The organism is Pseudomonas sp. GYB4201 (genome assembly GCF_056312595.1).
This window is the reverse complement of the sequence record NZ_JBWGIG010000029.1, coordinates 32,018-58,463: the sequence shown is the minus strand read 5'-3', so window position 1 is coordinate 58,463 and position 26,446 is coordinate 32,018. Positions and strand designations below refer to the sequence as shown.

The 26,446-nt window shown below is 63.6% G+C and carries 26 protein-coding genes; 9 read left to right on the top strand and 17 right to left on the bottom strand.

Going from position 1 to position 26,446, the window contains the following annotated elements; all coding sequences use genetic code 11:
* The first annotated feature begins 229 nt into the window (after positions 1-229).
* Positions 230-1,333 carry a choline metabolism transcriptional regulator GbdR gene (gene gbdR, locus AC0Z2B_RS23635; protein WP_416427269.1) on the top strand — a complete coding sequence of 368 codons (1,104 nt, stop codon included), beginning with the start codon at positions 230-232 and terminating at the stop codon, positions 1,331-1,333.
* 94 nt (positions 1,334-1,427) lie between these two features.
* On the opposite strand, the gene AC0Z2B_RS23630 is transcribed toward gbdR, so the two are convergent.
* From AC0Z2B_RS23630 to AC0Z2B_RS23585, 10 genes are all read right to left on the bottom strand, one after another.
* On the bottom strand, positions 1,428-2,258 hold the full coding sequence (locus AC0Z2B_RS23630) for an amidohydrolase family protein (protein ID WP_476299796.1): 831 nt from the start codon (positions 2,256-2,258) through the stop codon (positions 1,428-1,430).
* 7 nt (positions 2,259-2,265) lie between these two features.
* The gene (locus tag AC0Z2B_RS23625) at positions 2,266-3,633 is read right to left on the bottom strand and encodes an MFS transporter (protein ID WP_473004734.1); all 1,368 of its coding nucleotides are present in this window, start codon (positions 3,631-3,633) and stop codon (positions 2,266-2,268) included.
* Positions 3,634-3,817: 184 nt separating this feature from the next.
* The gene (locus AC0Z2B_RS23620; RefSeq protein ID WP_476299794.1) at positions 3,818-4,456 is read right to left on the bottom strand and encodes a hypothetical protein; all 639 of its coding nucleotides are present in this window, start codon (positions 4,454-4,456) and stop codon (positions 3,818-3,820) included.
* A gap of 110 nt (positions 4,457-4,566) precedes the next feature.
* Positions 4,567-4,827 (bottom strand): hypothetical protein, encoded by a 261-nt coding sequence (locus AC0Z2B_RS23615; protein WP_476299792.1) that lies wholly within the window; start codon positions 4,825-4,827, stop codon positions 4,567-4,569.
* Positions 4,828-5,069: 242 nt separating this feature from the next.
* A complete protein-coding gene (locus AC0Z2B_RS23610) occupies positions 5,070-5,663 on the bottom strand; it encodes a hypothetical protein (protein ID WP_476299789.1) in 594 nt (197 codons plus the stop codon).
* A 60-nt stretch (positions 5,664-5,723) separates the two neighbouring features.
* Positions 5,724-6,536, bottom strand: a complete 813-nt coding sequence (locus AC0Z2B_RS23605; RefSeq protein WP_476299787.1) for a hypothetical protein — start codon at positions 6,534-6,536, stop codon at positions 5,724-5,726.
* 138 nt (positions 6,537-6,674) lie between these two features.
* A complete protein-coding gene (locus AC0Z2B_RS23600; protein ID WP_476299785.1) occupies positions 6,675-7,130 on the bottom strand; it encodes a thioesterase family protein in 456 nt (151 codons plus the stop codon).
* Positions 7,127-8,092, bottom strand: a complete 966-nt coding sequence (locus AC0Z2B_RS23595; RefSeq protein WP_476299783.1) for an L-carnitine dehydrogenase — start codon at positions 8,090-8,092, stop codon at positions 7,127-7,129. The genes AC0Z2B_RS23600 and AC0Z2B_RS23595 overlap by 4 nt, the downstream gene beginning before the upstream one ends.
* A gap of 9 nt (positions 8,093-8,101) precedes the next feature.
* A complete protein-coding gene (gene cdhC, locus AC0Z2B_RS23590; protein WP_476299781.1) occupies positions 8,102-8,989 on the bottom strand; it encodes a 3-dehydrocarnitine:acetyl-CoA trimethylamine transferase CdhC in 888 nt (295 codons plus the stop codon).
* A gap of 140 nt (positions 8,990-9,129) precedes the next feature.
* Positions 9,130-10,074, bottom strand: coding sequence for a choline ABC transporter substrate-binding protein (locus AC0Z2B_RS23585; RefSeq protein WP_416427261.1), 945 nt, complete (start codon positions 10,072-10,074; stop codon positions 9,130-9,132).
* 166 nt (positions 10,075-10,240) lie between these two features.
* Here AC0Z2B_RS23585 and AC0Z2B_RS23580 point away from each other — a divergent pair, with 166 nt between their 5' ends.
* On the top strand, positions 10,241-11,188 hold the full coding sequence (locus AC0Z2B_RS23580) for a GlxA family transcriptional regulator (RefSeq protein ID WP_476299779.1): 948 nt from the start codon (positions 10,241-10,243) through the stop codon (positions 11,186-11,188).
* 67 nt (positions 11,189-11,255) lie between these two features.
* Positions 11,256-12,422, top strand: a complete 1,167-nt coding sequence (locus tag AC0Z2B_RS23575) for an ATP-binding protein (RefSeq protein WP_476299777.1) — start codon at positions 11,256-11,258, stop codon at positions 12,420-12,422.
* Positions 12,423-12,494: 72 nt separating this feature from the next.
* On the opposite strand, the gene AC0Z2B_RS23570 is transcribed toward AC0Z2B_RS23575, so the two are convergent.
* From AC0Z2B_RS23570 to AC0Z2B_RS23550, 5 genes are all read right to left on the bottom strand, one after another.
* Positions 12,495-12,761, bottom strand: a complete 267-nt coding sequence (locus tag AC0Z2B_RS23570; protein WP_476299775.1) for a hypothetical protein — start codon at positions 12,759-12,761, stop codon at positions 12,495-12,497.
* A 358-nt stretch (positions 12,762-13,119) separates the two neighbouring features.
* On the bottom strand, positions 13,120-13,860 hold the full coding sequence (locus AC0Z2B_RS23565) for a hypothetical protein (RefSeq protein WP_476299773.1): 741 nt from the start codon (positions 13,858-13,860) through the stop codon (positions 13,120-13,122).
* 115 nt (positions 13,861-13,975) lie between these two features.
* Positions 13,976-14,395, bottom strand: coding sequence for a DUF3010 family protein (locus AC0Z2B_RS23560; protein ID WP_476299770.1), 420 nt, complete (start codon positions 14,393-14,395; stop codon positions 13,976-13,978).
* Between the two features lie 24 nt (positions 14,396-14,419).
* Entirely contained in the window at positions 14,420-14,845 is a 426-nt protein-coding gene (locus tag AC0Z2B_RS23555; RefSeq protein WP_416427256.1) for a lysozyme inhibitor LprI family protein, read from the bottom strand.
* A gap of 94 nt (positions 14,846-14,939) precedes the next feature.
* On the bottom strand, positions 14,940-15,719 hold the full coding sequence (locus AC0Z2B_RS23550; protein ID WP_476299768.1) for a hypothetical protein: 780 nt from the start codon (positions 15,717-15,719) through the stop codon (positions 14,940-14,942).
* Between the two features lie 259 nt (positions 15,720-15,978).
* On the opposite strand from AC0Z2B_RS23550, the gene AC0Z2B_RS23545 reads away from it, so the two are divergent.
* The 6 genes from AC0Z2B_RS23545 to etfB all read left to right on the top strand — a co-directional run bounded on the left by AC0Z2B_RS23545 (position 15,979) and on the right by etfB (position 23,718).
* Positions 15,979-16,956 (top strand): dipeptidase, encoded by a 978-nt coding sequence (locus tag AC0Z2B_RS23545; protein WP_416427254.1) that lies wholly within the window; start codon positions 15,979-15,981, stop codon positions 16,954-16,956.
* A 51-nt stretch (positions 16,957-17,007) separates the two neighbouring features.
* Positions 17,008-17,538 (top strand): DUF5943 domain-containing protein, encoded by a 531-nt coding sequence (locus tag AC0Z2B_RS23540; protein ID WP_027980258.1) that lies wholly within the window; start codon positions 17,008-17,010, stop codon positions 17,536-17,538.
* 15 nt (positions 17,539-17,553) lie between these two features.
* Positions 17,554-19,614 carry a dimethylglycine demethylation protein DgcA gene (gene dgcA, locus AC0Z2B_RS23535; protein WP_457358362.1) on the top strand — a complete coding sequence of 687 codons (2,061 nt, stop codon included), beginning with the start codon at positions 17,554-17,556 and terminating at the stop codon, positions 19,612-19,614.
* A 159-nt stretch (positions 19,615-19,773) separates the two neighbouring features.
* Positions 19,774-21,720: a dimethylglycine demethylation protein DgcB gene (dgcB, locus tag AC0Z2B_RS23530; RefSeq protein ID WP_476299766.1), complete on the top strand. Its 1,947-nt coding sequence runs from the start codon at positions 19,774-19,776 to the stop codon at positions 21,718-21,720.
* Entirely contained in the window at positions 21,720-22,940 is a 1,221-nt protein-coding gene (gene etfA, locus AC0Z2B_RS23525; RefSeq protein WP_476299765.1) for an electron transfer flavoprotein subunit alpha, read from the top strand. Before dgcB ends, etfA begins: the two co-directional genes overlap by 1 nt.
* Before the next feature lie 7 nt (positions 22,941-22,947).
* The gene (gene etfB / locus AC0Z2B_RS23520; RefSeq protein ID WP_416427251.1) at positions 22,948-23,718 is read left to right on the top strand and encodes an electron transfer flavoprotein subunit beta; all 771 of its coding nucleotides are present in this window, start codon (positions 22,948-22,950) and stop codon (positions 23,716-23,718) included.
* Between the two features lie 103 nt (positions 23,719-23,821).
* Here the strand turns inward: etfB and AC0Z2B_RS23515 are convergent, their stop codons facing one another.
* Together AC0Z2B_RS23515 and gbcA are read right to left on the bottom strand one after the other, a co-directional pair.
* Positions 23,822-24,076 (bottom strand): hypothetical protein, encoded by a 255-nt coding sequence (locus AC0Z2B_RS23515; protein WP_416427250.1) that lies wholly within the window; start codon positions 24,074-24,076, stop codon positions 23,822-23,824.
* Between the two features lie 815 nt (positions 24,077-24,891).
* Positions 24,892-26,187 (bottom strand): glycine-betaine demethylase subunit GbcA, encoded by a 1,296-nt coding sequence (gene gbcA, locus AC0Z2B_RS23510; protein WP_476299764.1) that lies wholly within the window; start codon positions 26,185-26,187, stop codon positions 24,892-24,894.
* Positions 26,188-26,446: the final 259 nt, after the last annotated feature.

The following is a 26,446-nucleotide window of genomic DNA, read 5'->3' as shown; positions in this document are numbered from 1 at the left end:
TCACACAAGTGCTACCGAAGTGCTCACAGCCCTTGAGGGCTGCCAAGGATGGCATCTTGCCAGCTGCGACGTCTGGCCGCAGAGCGACGTCGTTTTCAGGATTTATTGAATAGCCATTCAACTTTAGGCATGGCATTTGCGTTGTCATCGCAAAGCCCTCCAGCAAGCAGGGCCATAACAAGAGCCTCCGCCTGAGGCCATCACCCGCTTTGAGTGAGGAGATACCGCGATGACGTCGTTCAACTCCGGGGCCCAACCCCAGACCCGTACGCCTCAATCCATCGGCTTTCTGCTGCTGGATAATTTCACGCTGATTTCCCTGGCCTCTGCAGTAGAACCCCTACGCATGGCCAACCAGTTGTCCGGCCGCGAGTTGTATCGCTGGACCACCCTGAGCGTGGACGGCGGCCAGGTCTGGGCCAGCGACGGCCTGCAGATCACCCCGGATGCGGCAATGCACAAGGCTCCGGCCATGGATACCGTGATTGTCTGTGGCGGCATCGGCATTCAACGCACCGTGACCCGCGAGCACGTGACCTGGCTGCAGAGCCAGGCGCGCCAGTCCAAGCGCCTTGGCGCGGTGTGCACCGGCAGCTGGGCCCTGGCCTGCGCCGGCCTGCTCGACGGCTTCGACTGCAGCGTGCACTGGGAGTGCCTGGCGTCGATGCAGGAAGCCTTCCCGCGGGTGGCCATGAGCACCCGCCTGTTCACCCTCGACCGCAACCGCTTCACCAGCTCCGGCGGCACCGCGCCGCTGGACATGATGCTGCACCTGATCAGCCGCGACCACGGCCGCGAGCTGTCGGCAGCCATCTCGGAAATGTTCGTCTACGAGCGCATCCGCAACGAGCAGGATCACCAGCGCGTGCCGCTCAAGCACATGCTGGGCACCAACCAGCCGAAGCTGCAGGAAATCGTCGCGCTGATGGAAGCCAACCTGGAAGAGCCGATCGACCTGGATGAGCTGGCGGTGTATGTGTCGGTGTCGCGCCGACAGCTGGAGCGGCTGTTCCAGAAGTACCTGCACTGCTCGCCGTCGCGCTATTACCTCAAGCTGCGGTTGATTCGCGCGCGGCAGTTGCTGAAGCAGACGCCGATGTCGATCATCGAAGTGGCGTCGGTGTGCGGCTTCGTGTCCACGCCGCACTTCTCCAAGTGCTACCGCGAATACTTCGGCATTCCGCCGCGCGACGAGCGCGTGGGTTCCAACACCGCCCAGCAGGTGGCCATGATGCCGATTCCGCAGGCCATGGTGCTGGCGCCGTTGTCGGGGCCGATGTCGGCGTTGAGCCAGGCGCGCAACGAATCGACGTTTGCCAGCGTGCGGATTTAGGGCCTCGGACGCGGCCTGCGGCCGGTGCTACATGGAATGCGAAAAAATCATTCCCGTAGCAGCGGCCGAAGGCCGCGTCAGGCAGCACAACCGATCATTCGGCAAACCCAAACACCCGCTTCGGCGTGCTCCACAAGATCTGCTCGCGCACCTTCTCATCCGGGAACAGTTGCTCCACCAGCAGCAACAGGCTGCCGATGTCCATGCGTTCGTTGGCACGCAGGAACGGCCAGTCCGACCCCCACATGCAGCGCTCGGCGCCGAACGCCTCCAGCAGCGCCAGCTGGTAGGGGTGGCCGTCGGCCCACGGGTAGGCCTGGCGGGAAAACTTCGACAGCCCCGAGAGTTTCACGAAGGTACGTTCCTTGTCTGCCAGCGACAGCAGCGCCTGGAACGCCGGCTGGCCAAGCCCAGCCGTCACGTCCGGGCGGCCGCTGTGGTCAATCAGCAGCGGCGTGCGGTTGCGCGTCAGCAGCGGCATCAGCGCGGGCAGCTGGTCGTCCATCACCTGCACCTGGGCGAACAGCTCCAATTCGGCCAGGCGCCCCATTAGCCCATCCACCTCCAGGAACGGCGCGGTGCCGAGCATGGCCACGTTGAAGGCGATGCCCACCACGCCCTGGGCCTTGAGCGTCGCCAGTTCGTCGCTGCCGATGGTCAGCGGCACCACGGCAATACCCTTGGAGCGCCCGGGGTTTGCCGCCAGCGCCGCCAGCAGGCAGCGGTTGTCGGTGTTGTAGCCCGAAGTAGGGCCGACGATCAGCGAGTGGCGAATGTTGTAGGCCTGCATCACCGCGCCGTACTGCAGCGCGGTGCCCAGTTCGTGCCCCTCGGGGCGGTACTGGGTGTCGGCGACGTAGGGGAACTGCACCGGGTCGAAGATGTGGTGGTGGCAGTCGATCTTGGATTGGGTCAGTACACTCATGAATCACTCATTGGCTAGGCGCCTCGACCACGCGTGGCGCAGCGCGGTCGGTCGCGGGTTCGGCTACGGCATTGCGGTGGTTGACGATGGCCAGCGCGGCGAACAGGGCCGGGATCGACAACACGATGAAGATACTGGTGGTGCCCGGGAACGCGCCCAGCAGCAAGCCGCCCATGGACGAGCTGATGATAGCGCCGCTGCGGCCGATGCCGTGCATCCAGCTGACACCGGTGGCACGCATTTCGGTGGGGTAGAAGGTTGGGGAGAAGGCTTGCAGGCCAGTCTGCGCGCCGTTCACGCACATGCCGCTGACGAACACCAGCATGCCCAGCACGGTAGGGCCGAAGCCGAAGATGCCCTCGGCCAGCAGGCAGCACATGCCCAACAGGTAGAACAGGCCGATGACCTTCTTGCGCGACTTGAAGTGGTCCATCAGGCTGCCCACCAGCAGGCCACCCAGGGTGCCGCCCAGTTGGAACAGGCCGGCGGTGATGGCGGCTTTCTCCAGGCTCAGGCCACCGGCGCGCATGATGGTCGGCAGCCAGCCGTTGAGCAGGTAGATCACGAACAGGCCCATGAAATAGGTCAGCCACAGCATCAGCGTGCCGTGGGCGTAGCCGTTGGAGAACAGCTTGAACACCTGGGCCTTCTTGTCCAGGGCCGGCGTCTTGAGGGTAAAGCGCGTGCCCTCGGCAAACGCGCCGCCCATGCGCCGCAGGATGTCGCCGATGCTGCCCTGGGCGTGGTTGCGCACCACCATGTACAAGGTTGATTCGGGCAGCAGCCACACCAGCAGCGGCAGCACGATGAGTGGGCAGATACCACCCAGCAGCAGCACCGACTTCCAGCCGCCCACCGGCAGCAGGCCCGCAGCGACGAAACCGCCAGCGCCGGAGCCGATGTTGAAGCCGCAGTACATCAGCGTGATCAGCAGGCCACGGCGGCGCTCGGGCATGTATTCCGACACCAGGGTCACGCAGTTGGGCATCACCGCGCCCAGGCCCAGGCCGGTGAGGAAGCGCAGCAGGGCCATTTCATAAGGGTTGCGGGCGAAGGTGCACATCACGCTGAACAGCGCGAAGCAGAAGATCGACACCAGCAGCACGCGCTTGCGGCCCAGGCGGTCGGAGTAGGGGCCGGCCACCAGCGCGCCCAAGGCTACGCCGAACATTGCCGCGCCCAGGATCAGGCCCATCTGCGCGGGCGCCAGGCCCCAGTCCTGCACCAGGGCGGGGGCGATGAAGCCCATCACTGCGGCGTCGTAGCCGTCGAACAGGATAATCAGCGAGCACAGTGCCAGCACCAGCCACTGGTAGGGGGAAATGGCGCGTGAGTCGATCCACGCCTTGACGTCTACAGCAGGGCGGTTGTTCATCGGCATACTCTCTTTCTTGTCATGGCGCCGGGGCGCTGTAGGAAAGAAGTTACGACTGGATCAACGGGCCGTCTGCCGCGAAACGGTTATGCGGGTATGTGTTTTGTTTATGCAAGCCTGGATTCGATGCCTCTGCCATGGGCATTACAGCACGACCAAGGTGTTCTTTGAGCGACGCGTGGCTTCAGCTGAGCAACGTGATACGGATCATTTTCAAGGCTTCGAGCTTTAGGTGCTCTTGAATGGCCCAGCGATTTTTTTGGTAATGATCAGTGTCGAGTTCCATGCAGCAAGCCCTGATTCTGAGCGTCTGCTCTTGCCCGCTCATCCACGCGTCGGGGTCGGCGGCGCATAGCGCACCGTTTGCCGCGAGCACGATCGACACCTTCCTTGTGCTGATGGGTACGCACGGAATCATCATGAAGGAGATGGGCGGTACTTCCTGCCATGGCGTTGTCGGCTCCTGCCAATTGGGCGAAGGGGTCGATCGGAATGCACCTATGCATCTTTCCGTAAGCCTCGCCAGCTGCGGATTACCGACCCGCTGGATCATCTGCAAGGTTTTCTCCTGTGCCGACAGTGAGTCGGATCGTGCCCACGTCTCATTGTTTTCTCGCACTATCTTCCAGCCCAGAGTGGCCAGGGTGTTGCGGTAGGCACAGAACCAGCGCTCTATGTCTTGATGTTTGCTTGCAGTGCGGTCGGCGTCGAGCTGGGCATACAGGGTGCTATTTAAAACGTCATCGCGTGACGGGTCGTCGACGTCCTCGTCAAGCCCTATCAGGGTGTTGCCGACGATAAATGCGGTGCCAGGGTAATTCATGCGGGGGCCCTCGATGGCGGTTCGCTGGGGCAGGCGCCGTGCCTGCCGGAGCTGTCGAATCTAGGCCATTGATAGGGCTGTGGGAAAAGGGCAGGGCTTCCTGACGTTGCTCAAACCCTGGATTGCTGAAATTGCGCCAGCGCGGGCAGCAGTTGCTTGTCGATGGCCTGGCGTACCGCCGGCAGGATGGTGGCGCTGCCGGTCAGCAATTGCTCGACCATTCTTCGCAAGGCCTTGGCGCGCGCCTCGCTGAGGCCGCGCACTGCACATTCGCAGGCCTGCTCGGCGCTGGCGCCGGCGGGCATCTCGAAGCCCAGGGCCTTGAGTTGGCCGAGCAGGTCATCCTGGTCAATCAGATCCACGTGCATCATGAGGCGAGTCCTTTGGTGAGGGGCTTTTGGCCGATTCTGTAAGCGCCGGCACGGCGCGGCAAGGGGTGATCGTCGCCATGGCCGCGGTGGGCATGAGCGTGTCGTTTTCGGCTAAATCCTGGGGGGCGGGGCAGGGCACACTGGCGTCGGCTTCCAGCGTGCGGGTCTGGTCACCTTCGACACGCTGTTCGCAGCACACTGCGCCCCGATCCGGATACGGCTGGATCGGGGCTTTTTTTGCTTCACGCTGAGGTTTCGGGTTGCGGCTGGTTCCAATCGAGGAATTCGGCGCCGAAGCGCTCCTCTACAGCTGCCGCCACCTTTTTTTCCAATGCCCAGAAGTGCCGTGCTACCTGGTAACGCTGGATGCCTAGCCGGACATCCTGCAGTGGCGGTTCGGATAACAGGTGTGTCCGGGTACTAGCGGTGAGGAGCAGTGCGCTGGTTGACGAACTGGTTACCACCAGCATCAAGGGCGCCGTGGGTGGTGTGGATCGGCTTGTAGCCCATGCGTCCAGCAACTCTATGGCGGTGCTCGCGGTCTCCGGCTTCAGCCATTGCTCGATAGCTAGGCGCAACTGCGCTACCACGTCGGTAATGGTCTCCTCGCTGCTATGATCTTCGCCATCTGATGCCACCATTGCCCAGTCCAGAAGTTCCAGCGCGTCCTGCTGGTAGGTGTGCCACTTTGAGCTGTTCAGCGAAGCATCCAATTTGTCTGCCTTCAACTGGCTGAATAATATTGCTTTCAGCACGGCCTGCTCTTGAACAGCATCCAGGTTACGGCAGAGTAGCAATGTCCTGGAGCAGGAAAATTTGCGAAACTCGATCGGCATCTCAACTATCCTTGTCGTGAAACCGGGCGCCTTCAGGCGCCCGGTTTGAAAAAACTTATATTAGATTTTAATTTTGTCGAAGTCTTCTCGGCGGCGCTCGCCTATCTTCGCTTCGATTTCGCCCCTGAAGGTGGCGTAGACGGTGGGGTTCATCGTCGATAGTTGGGCGCTGCCATACATGCGGATATCTGATTTGTTCCACGAAACAAACAGCACTTTGCCTTTGTTGACCTTGGCTTCGTAGAAGTTGCAGCTCAACAGTATTTTCACCAGGCCTGCCTTGGTCTCGCCGCAAGGCATCATCTGGAAGCCGCCGTTGCGTTCGGTGCTGGCATGCCGGTCGAAGGCTTTGAGTGGCTGATCCCTCTGTGCCAGCGTGCTCAAGGTGTCTTTGAACGAGGCAAGCAGGGCAGCAGCGATGTTACCGCCGCCCGCAGCGGCTACCGACATAAGCCGAACTGCCATCTGATCAATGCTGACGCTGGTACTGTTGGTCTTGACCTCTTGAAACTGATAGCTGCGCAGGTTCCAGCCGACGATACCGAGCACACGGGTATATTCTTCGTACCATTTCACGATCTCGCTTTTCATATTGAATTTCTTCGAGGCCGCGCGCTGAGCAAAATAGGTGCAGCTTTCAACATCGAAAACATTCTGCTGAGACATTTCATCTTCAAACGTCATCAAGCTGCCGCCGCCGGTACTGGCATGCTTCTCGCCCTCTGCCGGCACGAAGTCGTCTTCGTCGTCGTAACGGTTGTCAGCGAGGATGCTAAAAGAAGGCGTGATAATTTCCGGCTCAGCCAGTTCAATGGCATCGAACGCGGCCAGCCGTTCACGGATGGACAGTTCGCTATAGTCGATAATGGACATGTTTTAAAATCCTTTTCAGTGGTAGGCGAGCTGCCCGTAACTGGGTTGTCGCGGGCAGTGAGGTAATTATTGATTGTCTCGTCGAACAGCTGAAGAGGGAAATGGCGCAGCGCGGGGATTGCCTCCGACTAATAACAATCAGCGCTGGTGCAAGTTGATGATACGGCCGATAAATGCCGTTGAGGGAAGTGCTGGCTGCTGTTGACTAAAAGTTGCCAGTTGATGACGCACGGCATCATTGAAGGGCGCCGCGCGTGGCCCCGTCAGATCCACATGCAGCAGCATTTTTTCGGAAGTGGCCACGGGGTCATCCGAGCCAGGTACGTGCAGGGTATGGTAGAGGTGCACGCGTTTGTGATCATGCGCCACGATGTGCGTATTTACCCGTACCTCCACCCCAAGCTTTACCTCATGCAGATAATTAATGTGGCACTCCAGGGTGAACAGCGAGCGCTGGTCGCGCTGTGGGTCGATGCCCACGGCCGTCATGAACGCATCAGTGGCATAGCTGAAAATCAGCAGGTAGAAGGCATCGCGCAGATGCCCGTTGTAATCCACCCACTCCTCCAGCACCGGTGTGCGGTAGGTGATCATTCGGCGAACTCCATGCCGTGTTTCGCCTTGGTCGCGCGTACGGCTTCCAGCACGGCCAGCAAGCAATCGTCGCGGTAGCGTTCCAGGGCGGCGATGCTGTGGTTGCCCAGTTGTGCGGTGGTGCCGTCGACCACGTCATCGATCAGCTTGTTGGTGAGCTCCGGCGCTGGCAGGTAGGTCCAGGGCAACTTCAGGGCCGGGCCGAACTGCTTCATGAAGTGGCGCATGCCGGCGTCGCCGCCCGCCAGGGTGTAGGTCAGGAATGTGCCCATGAACGACCAGCGCAGGCCGGCGCCGAAACGGATGGCGTCGTCGATCTCGCCGGTGGTGGCCACGCCATCGTTGACCAGGTGCAGGGCCTCGCGCCACAGCGCTTCGAGCAGGCGGTCGGCGATGAAGCCGGGCACTTCCTTGCGCACGTGCAGTGGGCGCATGCCCAGTGACTCATACACCTGCAGGGCGGCTTGCACGGCTGCGGGCGCGGTCTGGCGGCCGCCCACCACTTCCACCAGGGGCAACAGGTACACCGGGTTGAACGGGTGGCCTACTACGCAGCGTTCAGGGTGGGTGGCGCCTTCATAGAATTCGCTGGGCAACAGGCCCGAGGTGCTGGAGCCGATCAGGGCGTCGGGTTTGGCCGCGGCACTGATTTTCGCGTGCAGCTCCAGTTTCAGCTCCAGGCGTTCGGGAGCGCTTTCCTGAATGAAGTCGGCGTTGCGGACGCAGGCCTCGATGGTGTCGACGAACTGCAGGCGCTCCTGCGAGGCGCCAGGCGCCAGGCCGTTCTGCACCAGGGCTGGCCAGGCATTGGCAACGCGCTGGCGCAACGCGGCTTCGGCGCCGGGGGCCGGGTCCCAGGCCACCACGTCCAGGCCGTGGGCCAGGGCGCGGGCCACCCAGCCGCTGCCGATGACGCCGCTGCCCAGCGCGGCGAAGGTCTTGATCTCGGTAATGAAGGTCATGGCGGTTCCTTAGGTGCGACGGGTGAGGTTCATCTTCGCGCGGCCCTCGGCCGGGGTGAGCACGCGGGCGCCCAGGCGGGTGAGGATCTCGGTGGCGCGTTCGACCAGTTGGCCGTTGCTGGCGAGCACGCCTTTCTCCAGCCACAGGTTGTCTTCCAGGCCCACGCGTACGTTGCCGCCCAGCAGCACCGCCTGTGCGGCCATGGGCATCTGCATGCGACCGATGCCGAAGCCGGCCCACACGGCGTCCGCCGGCAGGTTGTCGACCATGGCCTTCATGGTGGTGGTGTCGGCCGGCGCGCCCCATGGAATGCCCAGGCACAGCTGGAACAGCGGGTCGTGCAGCAGGCCTTCCTTGATCATCTGCTTGGCGAACCACAGGTGGCCGGTGTCGAAGATTTCCAGCTCGGCTTTCACGCCCAGCTCGGTGATGCGCTTGGCCCCGGCGCGCAGCTGCGCCGGGGTGGAGACGTAGATGCTGTCGCCGTCGCCGAAGTTGAGCGTGCCGCAGTCCAGGGTGCAGATCTCCGGCAGCAGTTCCTCCACGTGGGCTAGGCGGGCCAGTGGGCCGACCAGGTCGGTGTTGGGGCCGAACTCCATGGGCGACTCGCCCGGGCCGATCTCCAGGTCGCCGCCCATGCCAGCGGTGAGGTTGACGATGATGTCGATGTCGGCCTCGCGGATGCGCTCCATCACCTCGCGGTACAGGGCCACGTCGCGGCTGAACTTGCCGGTTTGCGGGTCGCGCACGTGGCAGTGCACCACGGTGGCGCCGGCTTTGGCGGCTTCCACGGCGGCAGCGGCGATCTGTTGCGGGGTGATGGGCACCAGGTGGCTCTTGCCGGTGGTGTCGCCGGCGCCGGTGAGGGCGCAGGTGATGATCACGTCGTGGTTCATGCTGTCTCCTTGAATTCTTGAATTACAGGCGCACCTGTCCCGTAGCCGCTGCCGCTAGGCTGCCCTGGCCCTGAGCCTCACTGGAGGTTTTCAGGGTCTGGCAGGGCCAGCGCAGCCTGGCGGCAGCGGCTACAGAGCGCTTAGGGGTTTGTGGTGAGTTGCAGGTTCTGCTCAGCCGGCTTGCCGTCGAAAGTCGTCACACCCGCCAGCCAGCGTTTCTGGTCTTCAGGGTGGGCCTTGAGCCAGGCCTTGGCGGATTCCAGGGCGTCCTTGTGGTCCAGCAGCGGCTGCATCATGCGGCTCTCGTCTTCGGCGCTGAAGGTCAGGTTGGTCAGCAGCTTGTCCACGTTGGGGCAGCGGCTGGCGTAGTCCGGCGCGGTTACGGTCCATACCGTGGCCATGCCTTCGTTGGGCCCCAGGGCGCCGTCGCTGCCGCTGAGGTAGGTCATCTTCAGGTTGACGTTCATGGGGTGCGGCGCCCAGCCGAAGAACACGATGGCTTCGTTGCGCTGGGTGGCGCGGGTCACTGCCGAGAGCATGCCGGCCTCGCTGGATTCCACCAGCTGGAAGCCGCCCAGGCCGAACTGGTTCTTGGCGATCATGTCCTTGATCTGCTTGTTGGCGCCCGAGCCGGGCTCGATGCCGTAGATCTTGCCGCCCAGTTCCTTCTTGAACCTGGCGATATCAGCGAAGCTCTTCAGGCCCTTGTCGGCCAGGTAGGTGGGCACGGCCAAGGTCGCGCGGGCGTCCTTGAGGCTGGGTTCGGCCAGCACCTTGACCTGCTGTTGTTCCACGAAGGGCGTGATGGTCTGGGTCATCAGCGGGTTCCAGTAGCCCAGGAAGAGGTCCAGGCGCTGGTCGCGGATGCCGGCAAAGATGATCTGCTGGGAGGCGCTGGTCTGCTTGGTCTGGTAGCCCAGGCCGTCGAGCAGCACCTGGGTCATGGCGCTGGTGGCCATCACGTCGGTCCAGTTGACCACGCCCAGGCGCACGTTCTTGCAACTTTCGGGTTCGGCGGCCTGGGCGGCCGACAGCATCGCGGTACTGGTGAGCATCAGCAGACAGCAGCTGATCAGTCTTTTCATGATGGCTCCTCTCGCGGCAGTTTCTAGTTATTGGGGGAAGGGCGTCTGCGCACCCTGGACAACAAGGTAGCCTGCCGGGCGCCGGTAAATTCGCACTGCGGCGACCCGCACTTGCACTGCGGCGACCTGCGGCGTATTAACGAGGCTTCCCTGCACGAGAGCGGCCATGTCCCAGGACTACTACTTCCTCTTGCTACCCGGTTTCTCCGCCATCGGCTTTATCTCCGCGGTAGAGCCGTTGCGCGTGGCCAACCGCTTTCGCGGCGAGCTGTACCGCTGGCACGTGTTGAGCCTGGATGGCGGGCCGGTGCTGGCCAGCAACGGCATGTCGGTGAACGCCGATGCCGCGCTGGAGGCCCTGGGGCCCGGGGCGACGTTGCTGGTGGTGGCCGGCTTCGAGCCGCTCAAGGCCGTCACCCCGGGCCTGCAGCAGTGGCTGCGGCGGCTGGACCACAACGGCGTAGCCCTGGGCGGCATCGACACCGGTGCCTTCGTGCTGGCCAAGGCCGGCCTGCTCGACGGCTACCGCGCCACCCTGCACTGGGAGGCCCTGGATGCCTTCAAGGAAACCTTCCCGCAGCTGGAGGTGACCCAGGAACTGTTCGAGATCGACCGGCGGCGCATCACCTCGGCCGGCGGCACCGCCTCGATCGACCTGATGCTCGACCTGATCGCCCAGGCCCACGGCAGTGCCCTGGCCATCGAGGTGTCGGAGCAGTTCGTGGTCGGGCGTATTCGCCCGCGCAAGGACCACCAGCGCATGCAGATCGCCTCGCGCTATGGCGTCAGCAACAAGAAGCTGGTGCAGGTGATTGGCGAGATGGAACAGCACACCGAGCCGCCGCTCAGCACCCTGGCGTTGGCGGAAGGCATCAACGTCACCCGGCGGCAGCTGGAGCGGCTGTTCAAGCTGCACCTCAACGACACGCCCAGCGCCTTTTACCTGCGCCTGCGCCTGGAAAAAGCCCGGCAGCTGCTGCGCCAGACCGGCATGAGCGTGCTGGAGGTGAGCCTTGCCTGCGGTTTCGAGTCGGCGTCGTATTTCACCCGTAGCTACCGCGCACGGTTCGGGCGGTGCCCGCGGGAGGAGCGGCGTAGGGAGGGGGTGGTGTGAGGTGAATTATGGTAAATTATACTTAGCTGTATAATTTATACATGCTTTTATAATTGAGTGTAAAACCATGAGTAGCTCTGCAGGTTTTGTTTTTCGTCGCCCCGCGCTGGCCGGCCAGATTGCGGATGGGCTCACCGGTGCGGGCCTGCTGGACTACAGCTCCGGGCTGTTCCTGGCCGCGCCCCGGCGTACCGGGAAAAGCACCTTCCTGCGCGAGGACCTGATCCCCGAGTGCCAGAAACGTGGCTGGCTGGCGGTGTATGTCGACCTGTGGAGCGACCGTGAAACTGATCCGGCAGAGCTGATCGCCACGGCCATCGCCAATGCGTTGGTGCCGTTTGAGAAGGGCATTCGCAAGCTCGCCAAATCCCTGGGGGTGGATAAGCTCAATTTCCTGCGCACGCTTTCCTGGGATTTCACCCAGCCGCAGCTGCCACCGGGCGCGACGCTCAGCCAGGCGCTGGAACTGTTGCACCAGGCTTCAGGGCAACCGCTGGCGCTGGTGATCGATGAAGCCCAGCACGCGCTCAGCACTGATAGCGGCATCAACGCCATGTTCGCGCTGAAGGCTGCCCGGGACGAGCTCAACCAGGGGCGTGAGAAACCGGGCGTGTATATGGTTTTCACCGGTTCGAACCGGGACAAGCTGGCGCATCTGGTACTGAACCGCAGCCAGCCGTTCTTTGGCTCCAGCGTCACTACTTTTCCGCTGCTGGGCAAAGAGTTCACCAGCGCCTATACCGCATGGCTGAACAAGCATCTGGCGCAGAATAACCAGTTCGGTGCTGCCGACGTGGAGCATGCCTTCGAGCAGGTGGGGCGGCGTCCGGAAATGCTGCGCGCGATCATCAGTACCGTGGCGCTGGAACTTGGAGAGGCCGGAAATCTTGGTGCGCTGTTGCGCAGCGGCGCCGAGGCCGTGCTCGCGGGTGCCTGGAACGAATTCGAAAGCGCGTGGAACACCCTGACGTTGCCGCAACGTGCTGTGTTGCAGGTGATGGTGGATCGCTCGCTGGCCAGCGAACCGTTCGCGCCTTTCGCCGATGCCACCGTGCTTGCAGTCAGCAAGGTGCTGGAAACCCTGGGCAGTGACCTGGTGCCTGGTACCCAGACCATCCAGGCCAGCATCGAGGCATTGCGCGAGAAAGAACTGGTGTGGAAATCCAGCCGGGGTGCCTATGTGCTGGAGGATAAGTCCTTTGCCCATTGGCTAAGCCTGCGCAAACCGGCGTAGCAGCTGCCGCAGGCTGCGTCCGGGCCCCTGCGATTCTGCAGGCACGCCGCCGGACGCCGCCTTCGGCAGCTGCTACGTGGGTAGGGTTTGGCTGTTCAGCAGGGCTTGGACCAGGCCGCGGGCCGTGTCGATTTGTTGGGCCAAGGACAGCGCCAGGCCGTGGGCGGTGTCGCCGGGGCACTCGGTGAGTTCGAAGGCGCAGGCTTCGGCGCCCTTGAGCAAGACGCTCAGGTGCGCCAGGGCGTCCTCGGCGTTGAAGCCCGGGGTGATGGTGAAGAGGGGGAGGGCGTTGGCGTCGAGAGGGCCGAAGGTGGCGGTCCCGGTTTGGTAGTTGTTCATGGTGTTTTCCTTGATGCACTTCATGGAGCCGCCACCTTGTTCTTCTCACGGAACAAGGTGGCAGCTGTACACGGGGTGAGAAACCGAGGCACCAAGGAACTCGGCCGGGCCGAAACCCGCCCGGGTACAGCTGCCATGAAGCGCGCTGACAAAGCTCTTGGTGCTGGCGAGTTCTCACACTCGGTCGCCGTTTTTGGCGACCGGGCAAAGGTAACACTGGCCCGCGAGCAGCATTTGTCAGGCATTTCCGATCATACAGTAGTCCCGTTCCCAATCACCCCCGTAGCAGCTGCCGCAGGCTGCGTCCCAAGCGCCGCGGTCCTGCAGGCACGCCGCCGGACGCCGCCTTCGGCAGCTACTACAGGCGTATCTGCTCCCACAGATAACGGGTCAGGTTTTCCAGTGCGGGCTCGACGACCTCGATCATGGTGTCGAATTGATCGAGGCTCAGCCGCGTCTCCACCCCTACGCCGAAGCTCGCCTCAAGGCTGTTCGCGCCACGCCACCATTTGCCGTCGGCACGCCCCGCCTCTGCACTGCGCAGGAATACCGCCCCCAGCTTGATGTGGGGCGCCCCTTTCTGGGAGCGCACGGCGTTGTATTGGAAACCGTATTGCTGGGAGCTTTTACCGAGCATGGCCAGGGCCCGTGGGGAGTTCTTCAAGCCTTCGTGGATGCGCTCGACGAGTGGGGAAGCTTCTACGCAGTCGATTTTGCTGAAAATGGTCTGCAGTACGGCTTCCAGGCTTGGGTTAGGCGGCATCTGCGATTGACGCAATTCGGTGCCCCACACCGCGCGCCATCCCAGGTTCCGCAAGGCTGCCATGTACTCGTCCTCCCATTGCCGCGAGCCGATGGCGTGACGATCGCTGGCGACCAACTGTGCGAAGTGGGTGCACAGCATCACCCCCCTGAGGTGCTCGTCGTGCAGGCCCTGATTGACGGCCAGCACCCCGCTATCCATCACCAGGCCCATGTCGCGGGCCTCGGCGCTGGGGGGCGCTTGTTGAAGGCCGGCGGCCTGGGCAGCCATGGGAAGGTTGAGGGTGGCGACGAAGGTTTCTAGCTGATCACGGTACTGCTGCACTGACTGGTTCATGGCGGGTACTCGCTCCTTGCCGGTGGCAGTCCTCCATGGACGGCCGGTGGCTCAACCTAGGCCAGTGGCAGGCTGGGCGGCATCGGGTAAGCCTGCCTGCGCGCAATGGTAAGGTTTAGCGGGTTTTCAGCAGCAGGGCGCAGGCCGCCTTGAAGGCGTCGTGCTGGTATTTGTTCAGCGAGGCGGGCAGGGCGATATCGTGTTTCTTCGCCTGGGCGTTGATGGTCTGCGGTGACACCAGCTGCACGTCGCAGCCTTCCAGCAGTTGCAGGATGCCTTCGATCTTGAAGGTGATGGGGCCGCCGGCAAACTCGCCCTTTTTGCTGCGTTTCTTGATGGCCAGGTGGGTGATGCCGTTGGCGCTGACGAACTCGGCCAGCTGACGGGCGAAGGCTTTCACCTGCGCGGCATCCTCATCGTCGTCCAGGGCCAGTTTCTTGAGTGGCAACGCCAGGTGCTCGAGGGTGCCGCTTGCGTGGCTGGCCAGGGCGAAGATGGCTTCGCTGGCCTTGATGTCGATACCGCAGATTTTCATAAAATGCCTTGGTGAAAGAGGGGCTTACTGCTCGGGCACGTCGCCTTCGTCACCCGGGTTGGCCAGGGTCTGCAGGTATTCCGACCGTTCGTCGCTCTTCTGTGCGATGCAGTCGTCCTGGGCGGTGGTGAATTCCGGAGTGCCCGGCTTGGCTTCGAAGGTCTCGATGGCGCAGTCGGCGTCGCGGGTCTTCTCCCACTGGGCCTGGGCGGCGGTAACCAGGTCCTTCATCTTGGCCTGCTTGGCCGGTTCGCCGCTGAAGTTAGTCTTGGCGCGGTCGAGCAGGTCCTTGTAGGCGTCCTTGAGCTCGCTTTCGGCGGTTTTCTTGTTGTACGCCGAGCAGGCCAGGCTGGCCTTGCTGTCGTCAACGTTGTCGCAGGGGGTAGGGCCGTCTTCGGCCGCGTGGGCACCCAGGGAAGCCAGAGCCAATACCAGTAACCAAGATTTCATGTGCGAGATCCCCGCCAAGATGTGCAGAACAATGGCGGGGATTTTGGCTCAGGTGGTGGGTAAAGAATAGGGGCGGGTGAAAAAAGCTAAGCAGTCATCCCAGCCTGATTTCCTCGAATTGGCGTTTTCTGACGGCATGCAACGCCTCCTCGACGATCGGGCCCATGAAGGTGAGTTTCTCAAGCGAGATGGTGGCGGAGAAGCCGTAGGCCAGGCGCGGCGAAAATGCATTGAGCAAAACGCTGGCCAGGAGGCTTCCCAGCGTTCCGTTGGTGGTTTGCATGCGCACGAACGCTACACCGAGCCGCACTTTGCCGTCGGCAGTCACGGTCGGCACCGGGATGATGTTGAGTGCGAACAGCTTCCCCGTGAGCAAGCTGCAGCGTTCAAGCAACCCGAACGCTCTGGGCGATTGCGGCAGTTGGCTTACCGCGTCTTCAAGCAGCTCCCCAGCGTCCGGGCAGCCTATGCGCGTGGCTATCGTGCGGGCTACCGCAGGCAGCGTCAGGCTGGGAAAGTCTCTTCCGGCCAGGACAACCTGTGTATCGACGTCCCAGCCGACATCGGTCAATGCTTTGCGGTATTCAATCTCCCATTCTGGCAGGGCGGGGGTAAACAGAGCGTTTGCCAACAGTTGCGCCAGGTACGAGACCGTCAGCACCGTATTCATCTGTCTATCGTCCAGCCCCTGCCTGACGGCCAGCAAAGTGTCCTCGACCACCAAGGCCACGTCGCGTTTTTGCGCTGACGGCAACAGGGGGGCGGGGCCCGCCAGCGCGCTCGTAGTGTTGATGGCCGGCAGGAGCTTTGACTGGATTCTGCCGAGAAAATCGTCGAGCTGCTGGCGATAGCTCGTCTGTTGATCAATGTTCATGGTTGTACCTGATAAATGGCCGCTCGCGGTGATCGGTCCGGGCCACCAATCTAGGCAGGCCGCAGGGGCGGTCGGCATCCGGTAAGTATTCCAGCCAACCCGCCCCACCGCCGTATTTGAACAACTGCGCGTCGCCTTGACGCTTTCAACAAACCCCCTGTCGTTTTTGCATCCGGCTGCCGGGGCGCGCAGGCATATGCTGGCTCCAAAGCGCCGGCAGACGATTCGGCGCGGGTACATGCCTAAAGGGGACAGCCTGATGAGCCCAGCCGAACTGCACGCCGACAGCATCGTTATCGACGGGCTGATCATTGCCAAATGGAACCGTGAGCTGTTCGAGGACATGCGTAAGGGCGGCCTGACCATGGCCAACTGCACCGTCTCGGTGTGGGAAGGCTTCCAGGCCACCGTCGACAGCATCTGCAAGAGCCAGAAGCTGATGCGCGAAAACAGCGACCTGGTGATGCCCGTGCGCAGCACCGCCGACATCCGCAAGGCCAAGGAGCTGGGCAAGACCGGCATCCTGTTCGGCTTCCAGAACGCCCATGCCTACGAAGACCAGATCGGCTACGTGGAAGTGTTCAAACAGCTGGGCGTGGGTATCGTGCAGATGTGCTACAACACCCAGAACCTGGTGGGCACCGGCTGCTACGAGCGCGACGGCGGCCTGTCGGGCTTCGGCCGCGAGATCGTCGCCGAAATGAACCGCGTGGGCGTCATGTGCGACCTGTCCCACGTAGGCTCGAAGACTTCCGAGGAAGTGATTCTCGAATCGAAAAAGCCGGTGTGCTACTCCCACTGCCTGCCTTCCGGGCTCAAGGAGCACCCGCGCAACAAGTCCGACGCGGAACTGAAGTTCATCGCCGACCACGGCGGCTTCGTGGGCGTGACCATGTTCGCGCCGTTCCTGGCCAAGGGCATCGAGTCGACCATCGACGACTACGCCGAAGCCATCGAATACACCATGAACATCGTCGGTGAAGACTCCATCGGCATCGGCACCGACTTCACCCAGGGCCACGGCCAGGACTTCTTCGAATACCTGACCCACGACAAGGGCTACGCCCGGCGCCTGACCAACTTCGGCAAGATCATCAACCCGCTGGGCATCCGCACCGTGGGCGAATTCCCGAACCTGACCGAGACCCTGCTCAAGCGCGGCCACAGCGAACGCGTGGTGCGCAAGATCATGGGCGAAAACTGGGTCAACGTTCTGAAGGACGTGTGGGGCGAGTAACGCCTTAACCCGCCTCACCCCCTTATTTCAAATTTCTGGAGTTAAGTTTCCATGGCCAAGATCGCCCCGCAATTGCCAATTGAAGTCGACAGCGAGACCGGTGTCTGGACCTCCGACGCCCTGCCGATGCTGTACGTGCCGCGGCATTTCTTCGTCAACAACCACATGGGCATCGAGGAAGTGCTGGGCGCCGACGCCTACGCCGAAATTCTCTACAAGGCTGGCTACAAATCCGCCTGGCACTGGTGCGAGAAGGAAGCCGAATGCCATGGCCTGGAAGGCGTGGCGGTGTTCGAACACTACATGAAGCGCCTGTCGCAACGCGGCTGGGGCCTGTTCAAGATCCAGGACATCGACCTGGAAAAAGGCACCGCCAGCGTCAAGCTTGAGCACTCGTGCTTCGTGTACGTGTACGGCAAGGTCGGCCGCAAGGTGGACTACATGTTCACCGGCTGGTTCGCCGGCGCCATGGACCAGATTCTGGCTGCCAAGGGCAGCGCCATCCGCACCGTCGCCGAGCAGGTGTACGGCGGTTCGGAAGAAGGCCACGAAGATGGCCTGTTCACCGTCAAGCCGTTGTAAGTCGAGGACACCGTCATGGCTTTCGAAGCGATGTTCCAGCCGATCCAGATCGGCAAGTTGACGATCCGCAACCGCGTGCTCAGCACTGCGCACGCCGAGGTCTACGCCACCGATGGCGGCATGACTACCGATCGTTACGTCAAATACTACGAAGAGAAAGCCAAGGGCGGCATCGGCCTGGCGATCTGCGGCGGCTCGTCCAGCGTGGCCATCGACAGCCCCCAGGGCTGGTGGAAATCGGTGAACCTGGCCACCGACAAGATCATCCCGCACTTCCAGAACCTGGCCGACGCCATGCACAAGCATGGCGCCAAGATCATGATCCAGATTACCCACATGGGCCGCCGCTCGCGTTGGGACGGCGAGCATTGGCCCACGCTGATGTCGCCGTCGGGCATCCGCGAGCCGGTGCACCGCGCCACCTGCAAGACCATCGAGCCCGAAGAGATCTGGCGCGTGATCGGCAACTACGCCAGCGCTGCGGCGCGGGCCAAGGCCGGCGGCCTGGACGGCGTGGAGCTGTCGGCGGTGCACCAGCACATGATCGACCAGTTCTGGAGCCCACGGGTCAACAAGCGCACCGACGAATGGGGCGGCAGCTTTGAAAACCGCATGCGTTTCGGCCTGGAAGTGATCAAGGCCGTACGCAAGGAAGTGGGCCCCGATTTCTGCGTGGGCCTGCGCATCTGCGGCGACGAATTCCACCCCGATGGCCTCAGCCACGAGGACATGAAGCAGATCGCCAAGTACTACGACGACACCGGCATGATCGACTTCATTGGCGTGGTGGGCTCGGGTTGCGACACCCACAACACCCTGGCCAACGTTATCCCCAACATGAGTTATCCACCGGAGCCGTTCCTGCACCTGGCCGCCGGTATCAAGGAAGTGGTGAAGGCGCCGGTGCTGCACGCGCAGAACATCAAGGACCCCAACCAGGCCACGCGCATTCTCGAAGGCGGCTACGTGGACATGGTCGGCATGACCCGCGCGCACATCGCCGACCCGCACCTGATCGCCAAGATCAAGATGGGCCAGGTGGACCAGATCAAGCAGTGCGTGGGCGCCAACTACTGCATCGACCGCCAGTACCAGGGCCTGGACGTGCTGTGCATCCAGAATGCCGCCACCTCGCGTGAATACATGGGCGTGCCGCACATCATCGAGAAATCCACCGGGCCCAAACGCAAGGTGGTGGTTGTCGGTGCCGGCCCGGCGGGCATGGAGGCGGCGCGGGTGTCGGCCGAGCGTGGCCACGACGTGACGCTGTTCGAGAAGAAAGACTTCATCGGCGGGCAGATCACCACGGCGTCGAAGGCGCCGCAACGTGACCAGATCGCCGGCATTACCCGCTGGTTCCAGCTGGAACTGGCGCGCCTGAAGGTGGACCTGCGCCTGGGCACTGCTGCCGACGCGGCGACCATTCGCGACCTGCGCCCCGACGTGGTGGTGCTGGCCGTGGGCGGCCACCCGTTCCTGGAGCAGAACGAGCACTGGGGGGCGGAAGAAGGCCTGGTGGTGAGCAGCTGGGACGTGCTGGACGGCAAGGTGGCACCGGGCAAGAACGTGCTGGTGTACGACACCATCTGCGAGTTCACCGGCATGTCGGTGGCCGACTACCTCGCCGACAAGGGCGCCCAGGTGGAGATCGTCACCGACGACATCAAGCCGGGCGTGGCCATTGGCGGCACGTCGTTCCCCACCTACTACCGCAGCATGTACCCGAAAGAAGTGATCATGACCGGCGACTTCATGCTGGAAAAGGTCTACCGCGAGGGCGACAAGCTGGTGGCGGTGCTGGAGAACGAGTACACCGGGGCCAAGGAGGAGCGCGTGGTGGACCAGGTGGTGGTGGAGAACGGCGTGCGGCCGGACGAGAAACTCTATTACGAGCTGAAGCAGGAGTCGCGCAACAAGGGCCAGATGGACATCGAGGCGCTGTTTGCCATCCAGCCGCAACCGGCGTTGAGCCAGGCCGGCGACGGCTACCTGCTGTACCGCATCGGCGACTGCGTGGCCCAGCGCAACACCCATGCGGCGATCTACGACGCCCTGCGCCTGTGCAAGGACTTCTAAGCTCGGCGTAACCGCGTAGCAGCTGCCGCCAGGCGGCGTCGGGCCGCATCGCGGCCCCTGCGATCCTGACCCGGACGAAAGTCCTTCGGCCTTTATCGCAGCCTGGCGGCAGCTCCTACAGGAACGCATTTATTTCGCTGTACTGGTGGGAGCCCCCCCATGCTGAACACTATCCTCCCCATCCTGCTATTCGCCGCCCTGGCCCTTGGCGTGCTCGGCGCCGTGCGCCGCGTGCGCCTGTGGCGCCAGGGCCGGCCGGCTGCCGTCGACCTGCTGGGCGGCCTGCTGGCCATGCCGCGGCGCTACATGGTCGACCTGCACCACGTGGTGGCGCGCGACAAATACATCGCCAACACCCACGTGGCCACGGCCGGTGGCGCGGTGCTGTCCATCGTCCTGGCGATCCTGGTGCACGGCTTCGGCCTGCATAACCGCATCCTCGGTTATGCACTGCTGTTGGCTACGGTCATCATGTTCGTCGGTGCCGTGTTCGTCTTCAAACGCCGGCTGAATCCGCCGTCGCGGCTGTCGAAAGGCCCATGGATGCGCCTGCCGAAAAGCCTGCTGGCGTTCGCCGCGAGCTTCTTCCTGCTGACCCTGCCGGTGGCCGGCATCCTGCCTGCCAACTTCGGCGGCTGGGTGTTGGCGGCGATCCTGGCGGTGGGCGTGCTGTGGGGCGTGTCCGAGCTGTTCTTCGGCATGACCTGGGGCGGGCCCATGAAGCACGCCTTCGCCGGTGCCCTGCACCTGGCCTGGCACCGCCGCGCCGAGCGCTTTGGCGGCGGCCGTTCCACCGGCCTCAAGCCGCTGAACCTGGCCGACCCGGCTGCGCCGCTGGGCGTGGAAAAACCCAAGGACTTCACCTGGAACCAGCTGCTGGGCTTCGACGCCTGCGTGCAGTGCGGCAAGTGCGAGGCGGCCTGCCCGGCGTTCGCCGCCGGCCAGCCGCTGAACCCCAAGAAACTGATCCAGGACATGGTAGTGGGCCTGGCCGGGGGCACCGACGCCCAGTTCGCCGGCAGCCCCTACCCGGGCAAGGCAATTGGTGAGCACGGTGGCAACCCGCACCAGCCCATCGTCAACGGCCTGGTGGACGCCGAAACCCTGTGGTCGTGCACCACCTGCCGCGCCTGCGTGGAAGAGTGCCCGATGATGATCGAGCACGTCGACGCCATCGTCGACATGCGCCGCCACCTCACCCTGGAAAAGGGCGCTACCCCCAACAAGGGCGCCGAGGTGCTCGACAACCTGATCGCCACCGACAACCCCGGCGGCTTCAACCCCGGCGGCCGGATGAACTGGGCGGCCGACCTGAACCTCAACGTGATGAGCGAGAAAAAGACCGCCGACGTGCTGTTCTGGGTCGGTGATGGCGCCTTCGACATGCGCAACCAGCGCACCCTGCGCGCCTTCGTCAAAGTGCTGAAGGCGGCCAAGGTCGACTTCGCCGTGCTGGGCCTGGAAGAGCGCGACAGTGGCGACGTGGCGCGCCGCCTGGGCGATGAGGCGACGTTCCAGCACCTGGCCAGGCGCAACATCCAGACCCTGGCCAAGTACAGCTTCAGCCGCATCGTCACCTGCGACCCGCACAGCTTCCACGTGCTGAAGAATGAATACGGTGCGTTCAATGGCACGTACGAGGTGCTGCATCACAGCACCTTCATGGCCGAACTGGTGACCGCGGGCAAGCTCAGCCTGGGCCAGCACAAGGGCGGCAGCGTCACCTACCACGACCCGTGCTACCTGGGCCGCTATAACGGCGAATACCAGGCCCCGCGCGACGTGCTCAAGGCCCTAGGCATCGAGGTGCGCGAAATGCAGCGTTCCGGCTTCCGCTCGCGCTGCTGCGGCGGCGGTGGCGGCGCGCCGATCACCGACATTCCCGGCAAGCAGCGTATTCCCGACATGCGCATGGACGACATCCGCCAGACCCAGGCCGAGCTGGTGGCCGTGGGTTGCCCACAGTGCACGGCCATGCTGGAAGGCGTGGTCGAGCCCCGCCCCCTGATCAAGGACATCGCCGAGCTGGTGGCTGATGCGCTGGTGGAAGAGGCAGCGACGGCAAAGCCAGTGCCGGCTAAACGTATCCCTGCGGAGGTGCACTGATGAGCGACATTATTCGCCGCGACCCGCGGGCCGAGAGGATCGCCCGCAACCGCCTGCACCCGCTGCACGCGGCCATGCAGCCGGTGCAGGCGTCCTGGATGGGGCCTGCGGGCGTCATCCGCAAGAACCCCCATGCCGTGGGCTTCATCGGCCCCAATGGCATCAAGCGCATTGACCGCAGCGGCGCGCAACAGGGCGGCGCGAGCAAGCGCTCGGCGGCCGTGGAGGTGCTGTTGCCGTTGCATCGGGTGCCGGAGCCGGCGTTCTACATCGCCGTGGTGCCGGACATGGTCGGCGGCCGCCTCAGCAGCCACGACCGCGACCTGCTGGGCCTGGCTCATCAGCTGGCGGGCAGCGACGGCGCAGTGCTGGCGATCGTCTTTGGCGAGCACAAGGAAACCAGTTTCTCCATCGCCGGCGTCGACCGCCTGCTGGAAATCAGCGGCGACGAATACGACGGCTACGCCCCCGAGCAACGCATCCAGGGCCTGCGCGCCGTGGATAACCAGTTCAACCCGCGCCACTGGCTGCTGCCCGACAGCCGCAGCGGTGGCGGCGAGCTGGGCCGGCGCCTGGGTGCCAGCCTGGGCGAACGCCCGGCCACGCGCATCTGGCAGGTCAAGGAAGGCCGTTGCGTGGGCCGCGCCGGCGCCGGCCAACAGGACATCAGCCGCGTCTTGCCACGGCTGATCCTGGCCGCCGCCGAATGCGCCGAGCCGGTGGATGAAACCCGCCACGAGGCGCTGGCGGTGCAGTTATCCACAAGCGTGGCGCGCAGCCTGTCGCGCATCGAAGACCTGGGCGCGGTGGCCGTGGACCCGGCCGCCATTCCCATGGCCGAGGCCGAGTTCATCTTCTCCGGCGGCAACGGCGTGCGCGACTGGGAGCTGTTCCACAGCACCGCCGCAGCGCTGGGCGCCACCGAGGGCGCCTCGCGGGTGGCCGTGGACGATGGCTTCATGACCCGCGACCGCCAGGTGGGCGCCAGCGGCACCTGGGTCACCGCGCGGGTCTACGTGGCCGTCGGCATTTCCGGCGCCATCCAGCACCTGCAGGGCATCGGCGCCTGCGACAAGGTCATCGCCATCAACCTCGACCCCGGTTGCGACATGATCAAGCGCGCCGACCTCTCGGTGATCGGCGACAGCGGCGAGCTGCTCAAGGCGCTGATCGCCGCCGTGGACGCCTACCGTAACCAAGCCAAGCGCGATGCCGCCTGAGGTGCACATGAACATGAAAGTCGTCAGCCTGGTCTCCGTCGGCGCCCACCCTACCTCCGGCCGCAGCCGCCGCGCCGAACAGGACGCCCGCGCGGTGGAACTTGGCCTGCAGCTGGCCGGGGATAACTTGCAGGTGGTGCACGCCGGCGACGTCCGCGAGCCGGCCCTGCGCAGCTACCTGGGCATGGGCCTGGCGCACATGGACGTGCTCGAACAACCGCCGGGCAGCGACGTGCTGCCGGCCCTGGCCAACTACCTGCACGACGTTGGCGCGCAACTGGTGCTGGCCGGCAGCCAGGCGGAAACCGGCGAAGGCTCGGGCATGCTGCCGTTCCTGCTGGCGGAACAGCTTGGCTGGCCGCTGGTGACCGGCCTTGCCGAAGTGGAGTCGGTGAGCAACGGCGTCGCCCAGGTGCTGCAAGCCCTGCCACGCGGCCAGCGCCGGCGCCTCAAGGTGCGCCTGCCGCTGCTGGCCACCGTCGACAACGCCGCCCCCAAGGCCCGCCAAAGCGCCTACGGCCCCGCCCAGCGCGGCCAGTTCCAGGTGGACCGGGTGGAAATCGTCGAAGACCCGTTATCCACAGGCGCCGAACTGAGCCCCGCCAAGCCGCGGCCCAAGCGCCTGAAAGTGATCAAGGCCAAGAGCGGCGCCGACCGCATGAAAGCCGCCACGGCCAAGGCCAGCGGTGGTGGCGGGCAGGTGCTCAAGGGCGTGAGTGCCCAGGAAGGCGCGCAGGCGATATTGAAGTTGTTGGTGGAGGAGGGGGTGGTGCGCTGACCAAAGCGCTCAGCCATTCCCCAACCCGTGACGCGGCCTCCGGCCGCTGCTACAGCCTGTGCCCCATAGCAGCTGCCGAAGGCTGCGTCACAGGATCTACGCATCAGGCTCCCCGCCGCCCCAACCCTTCCCACCGAATATTCACCCACACCATGAACAACCCCCGTGGCTGCACCGGCCTGGCACGCCGTGGCTGCTGGCGACGCAACCAGTAGGCCACCGTCACCACCCCTGCCAGGCACAGCGGCAGCCCTACCTGGAGCACCTCCTGCCAGTCGGTGTGGGGCTCGGCGCTGGCGAGGCTGATGCCCAGCAGCAGGGCGATGGCGAGGGCGGCGATGAGGCTATCCGAGTGCATGGGTTATCCCTTTTTTATTGGTGCAAACAGATTGATCAAGGACCTGGTGCGCGACAACCCCGACAGGTGTAGGGGGTATTGGCCCCAGTTGCCCACATTCGGTGTGGGTGGGCGTGTGGATAAGTTGTTGGTGCATCGCCAGGATCCAGGCGGATCAAGGGCTGCAGCGCTTTGATCATTAAATGACCAAGGTAAGTGGCTGTTTTTTAGCGGTTTTCGCTGTGGGTAAAACCCGGTGGCCAGCGAATGTTTCCCACAATCCTTGTTGGTGCCTCTGTGGATAATCTGTTCGCGTAACGCTGGGAGCCTTGCGTGGCAAGGCGTGCACAGGTTTGGTCGTTTTTTGATCAAACTGATGGTTTTGGCTTCATGCAAGCGCTGGAATCCCAATAAACCGCGGGTTCCGGCGGTTTTCCACAGGGCTGGGGGCAGGGCGTCAAACTTGCGCACAAAGTCTGTTGGCGTAACTGTGGATAAGGTGTTCGCCCATGGCTACAGGCCAGGTAATGCTTGGCTTACAGAGCTTTGATCGATTTTTGATCAATTGACGCTGGGGAAGGTGATTCTGAATAAGTCACGGTTTTTCTTGGGTTTCTTGCGCAGGCGGGCAGCACTTGCCCACATTTGCTGTGGGCCTGGCTGTGGATAAGATGTTGGTGCAAGGCTGCAGGGCCAGCAGGGCAAGGCCGCGAGGCGTGTTGATCAGTTATTGATCAACAGTCACGGTAGGAGCCGACCTTGGTCGCGATGGCGGTAGGGCTGGCACCGTGGGGTGCCAGCATCGCGACCAAGGTCGGCTCCTACAGAGCAGGTGATTACTCGTGCACCGCCACGCCCTTCAGGTACGGCGCTGGCGCGGCCCCCAGGTTGCTGAGCATGCGCTCGCTGTACCAGTCGATGAAGTTCACCACGCCAAACTCGTAGGTCTTGGAGTAGGGGCCGGGCTGGTAGGCGGTGGAGTTGATGCCTTTCTGGTTTTCCTCGGCCAGGCGGCGGTCCTGGTCGTTGGTGGCGTCCCACACCTGGCGCATGCGGTCCACGTCGTAGTCCACGCCTTCCACGGCGTCCTTGTGCACCAGCCACTTGGTGGTGACCACGGTTTCCTGGGCGCTGATGGGCCACACGGTGAAGACGATGATGTGGTCGCCCATGCAGTGGTTCCAGGAGTGCGGCAGGTGCAGGATGCGCATGGAGCCCAGGTCCGGGTTCTGGATGCGCCCCATCAGCTTCTTGCAGCCGACCTTGCCGTCCAGGGTCATGGACACGGTGCCCTTGAGCAGCGGCATGCGCACGATGCGGTTGCGCAGGCCGAAGCTGGCGTGGGCGTAGGGGATCTTCTCGGCTTCCCAGGCGGCGGCGCTGGCGGCCAGGTGGTCCTTGAAGGCCTGGTCGGCGCGCGGGTCGGTGACGTCGTCCCACTCCAGCAGGGTTTTCAACAACTCGGGGTGCGAGCCGCCGCAGTGGTAGCATTCGCGGTTGTTTTCCAGCACCAGCTTCCAGTTGGCCTTTTCCACCAGGGTGGTGGTGATCGCCACCTTGGTGTTCTCCATGTCATAGGGTTCCATGTAGTGCTCGAGCGTGCGCAGGAACTCGTCGATGGCCGGTGGGTTCTGGGCCAGGCTGATGAAGATGTAGCCGCCGGCGGTCTTCACGTTCACCGGTTTCAGGCCGTACTGCTTCATGTCGAAGTCGGCGCCCATTTCGGTGCCGGCGAACAGCAGGCGGCCATCCAGCTCGTAGGTCCACTGGTGGTAGTGGCACACCAGCTTGGCCACCTTGCCTTTCTCGCTGGTGCACAGGCGCGAGCCGCGGTGGCGGCAGACGTTGTGGAAGGCATGCACCACGCCATCGGCGCCGCGCACCACGATGATCGGGTTCTTGCCGATCTGCAGGGTGATGAAGTTGCCCTTGGCCGGAATCTCGCTGGTCATGCCGGCGATCAACCATTCCTTCTGGAAGATCTCCTGCATGTCGATGTCGAACAGGCGCTCGTCGTTATAGAACGGCTGCGGCAGCGAGAACGTGCGCTCCCGGGTCTGGAGCATCTCAGCGGTGGCCTTGCGTGCGGGTTCCAGCGGGTCGCCCAGGCTCAGGGTAGCGGTAACGTCCATCGTGTGTGTCCTCATGGCCATCTGTGCGGCCGCGAAAAGTGGCTGATACGGTTTGCAACGCAAGGCTTCATTTACAGCGGTTCATTTGCCGTGGAGTGTGCGTCCGCCGTGGCCGCGAACCTTATCCATGGGCGACATGGCCCAATCCATTCCCGACGCGCCAGCCCTTGCACCATGGGGCTGGTCGCCATAAGCATGTGAATGTCGCAGATAGGAAAGTGACAGCGACACGGCCCACGCAGAATCCTTCCCCATGAGG

Coding starts and splice junctions, on each gene's coding strand:
- AC0Z2B_RS23575 (WP_476299777.1), top strand. CDS start 11,256: ATGAGTAGCTCTGCAGGTTTTGTTTTTCGTCGCCCCGCGCTGGCCGGC.
- AC0Z2B_RS23620 (WP_476299794.1), bottom strand. CDS start 4,456: ATGAATTACCCTGGCACCGCATTTATCGTCGGCAACACCCTGATAGGG.
- gbdR (WP_416427269.1), top strand. CDS start 230: ATGACGTCGTTCAACTCCGGGGCCCAACCCCAGACCCGTACGCCTCAA.
- AC0Z2B_RS23605 (WP_476299787.1), bottom strand. CDS start 6,536: ATGTCCATTATCGACTATAGCGAACTGTCCATCCGTGAACGGCTGGCC.
- AC0Z2B_RS23595 (WP_476299783.1), bottom strand. CDS start 8,092: ATGACCTTCATTACCGAGATCAAGACCTTCGCCGCGCTGGGCAGCGGC.
- AC0Z2B_RS23565 (WP_476299773.1), bottom strand. CDS start 13,860: ATGAACCAGTCAGTGCAGCAGTACCGTGATCAGCTAGAAACCTTCGTC.
- AC0Z2B_RS23570 (WP_476299775.1), bottom strand. CDS start 12,761: ATGAACAACTACCAAACCGGGACCGCCACCTTCGGCCCTCTCGACGCC.
- AC0Z2B_RS23555 (WP_416427256.1), bottom strand. CDS start 14,845: ATGAAATCTTGGTTACTGGTATTGGCTCTGGCTTCCCTGGGTGCCCAC.
- AC0Z2B_RS23580 (WP_476299779.1), top strand. CDS start 10,241: ATGTCCCAGGACTACTACTTCCTCTTGCTACCCGGTTTCTCCGCCATC.
- AC0Z2B_RS23615 (WP_476299792.1), bottom strand. CDS start 4,827: ATGATGCACGTGGATCTGATTGACCAGGATGACCTGCTCGGCCAACTC.
- gbcA (WP_476299764.1), bottom strand. CDS start 26,187: ATGGACGTTACCGCTACCCTGAGCCTGGGCGACCCGCTGGAACCCGCA.
- AC0Z2B_RS23610 (WP_476299789.1), bottom strand. CDS start 5,663: ATGCCGATCGAGTTTCGCAAATTTTCCTGCTCCAGGACATTGCTACTC.
- AC0Z2B_RS23540 (WP_027980258.1), top strand. CDS start 17,008: ATGGCCAAGATCGCCCCGCAATTGCCAATTGAAGTCGACAGCGAGACC.
- dgcA (WP_457358362.1), top strand. CDS start 17,554: ATGGCTTTCGAAGCGATGTTCCAGCCGATCCAGATCGGCAAGTTGACG.
- AC0Z2B_RS23585 (WP_416427261.1), bottom strand. CDS start 10,074: ATGAAAAGACTGATCAGCTGCTGTCTGCTGATGCTCACCAGTACCGCG.
- AC0Z2B_RS23625 (WP_473004734.1), bottom strand. CDS start 3,633: ATGAACAACCGCCCTGCTGTAGACGTCAAGGCGTGGATCGACTCACGC.
- AC0Z2B_RS23560 (WP_476299770.1), bottom strand. CDS start 14,395: ATGAAAATCTGCGGTATCGACATCAAGGCCAGCGAAGCCATCTTCGCC.
- AC0Z2B_RS23630 (WP_476299796.1), bottom strand. CDS start 2,258: ATGAGTGTACTGACCCAATCCAAGATCGACTGCCACCACCACATCTTC.
- AC0Z2B_RS23550 (WP_476299768.1), bottom strand. CDS start 15,719: ATGAACATTGATCAACAGACGAGCTATCGCCAGCAGCTCGACGATTTT.
- etfB (WP_416427251.1), top strand. CDS start 22,948: ATGAACATGAAAGTCGTCAGCCTGGTCTCCGTCGGCGCCCACCCTACC.
- AC0Z2B_RS23515 (WP_416427250.1), bottom strand. CDS start 24,076: ATGCACTCGGATAGCCTCATCGCCGCCCTCGCCATCGCCCTGCTGCTG.
- AC0Z2B_RS23545 (WP_416427254.1), top strand. CDS start 15,979: ATGAGCCCAGCCGAACTGCACGCCGACAGCATCGTTATCGACGGGCTG.
- dgcB (WP_476299766.1), top strand. CDS start 19,774: ATGCTGAACACTATCCTCCCCATCCTGCTATTCGCCGCCCTGGCCCTT.
- etfA (WP_476299765.1), top strand. CDS start 21,720: ATGAGCGACATTATTCGCCGCGACCCGCGGGCCGAGAGGATCGCCCGC.
- cdhC (WP_476299781.1), bottom strand. CDS start 8,989: ATGAACCACGACGTGATCATCACCTGCGCCCTCACCGGCGCCGGCGAC.
- AC0Z2B_RS23600 (WP_476299785.1), bottom strand. CDS start 7,130: ATGATCACCTACCGCACACCGGTGCTGGAGGAGTGGGTGGATTACAAC.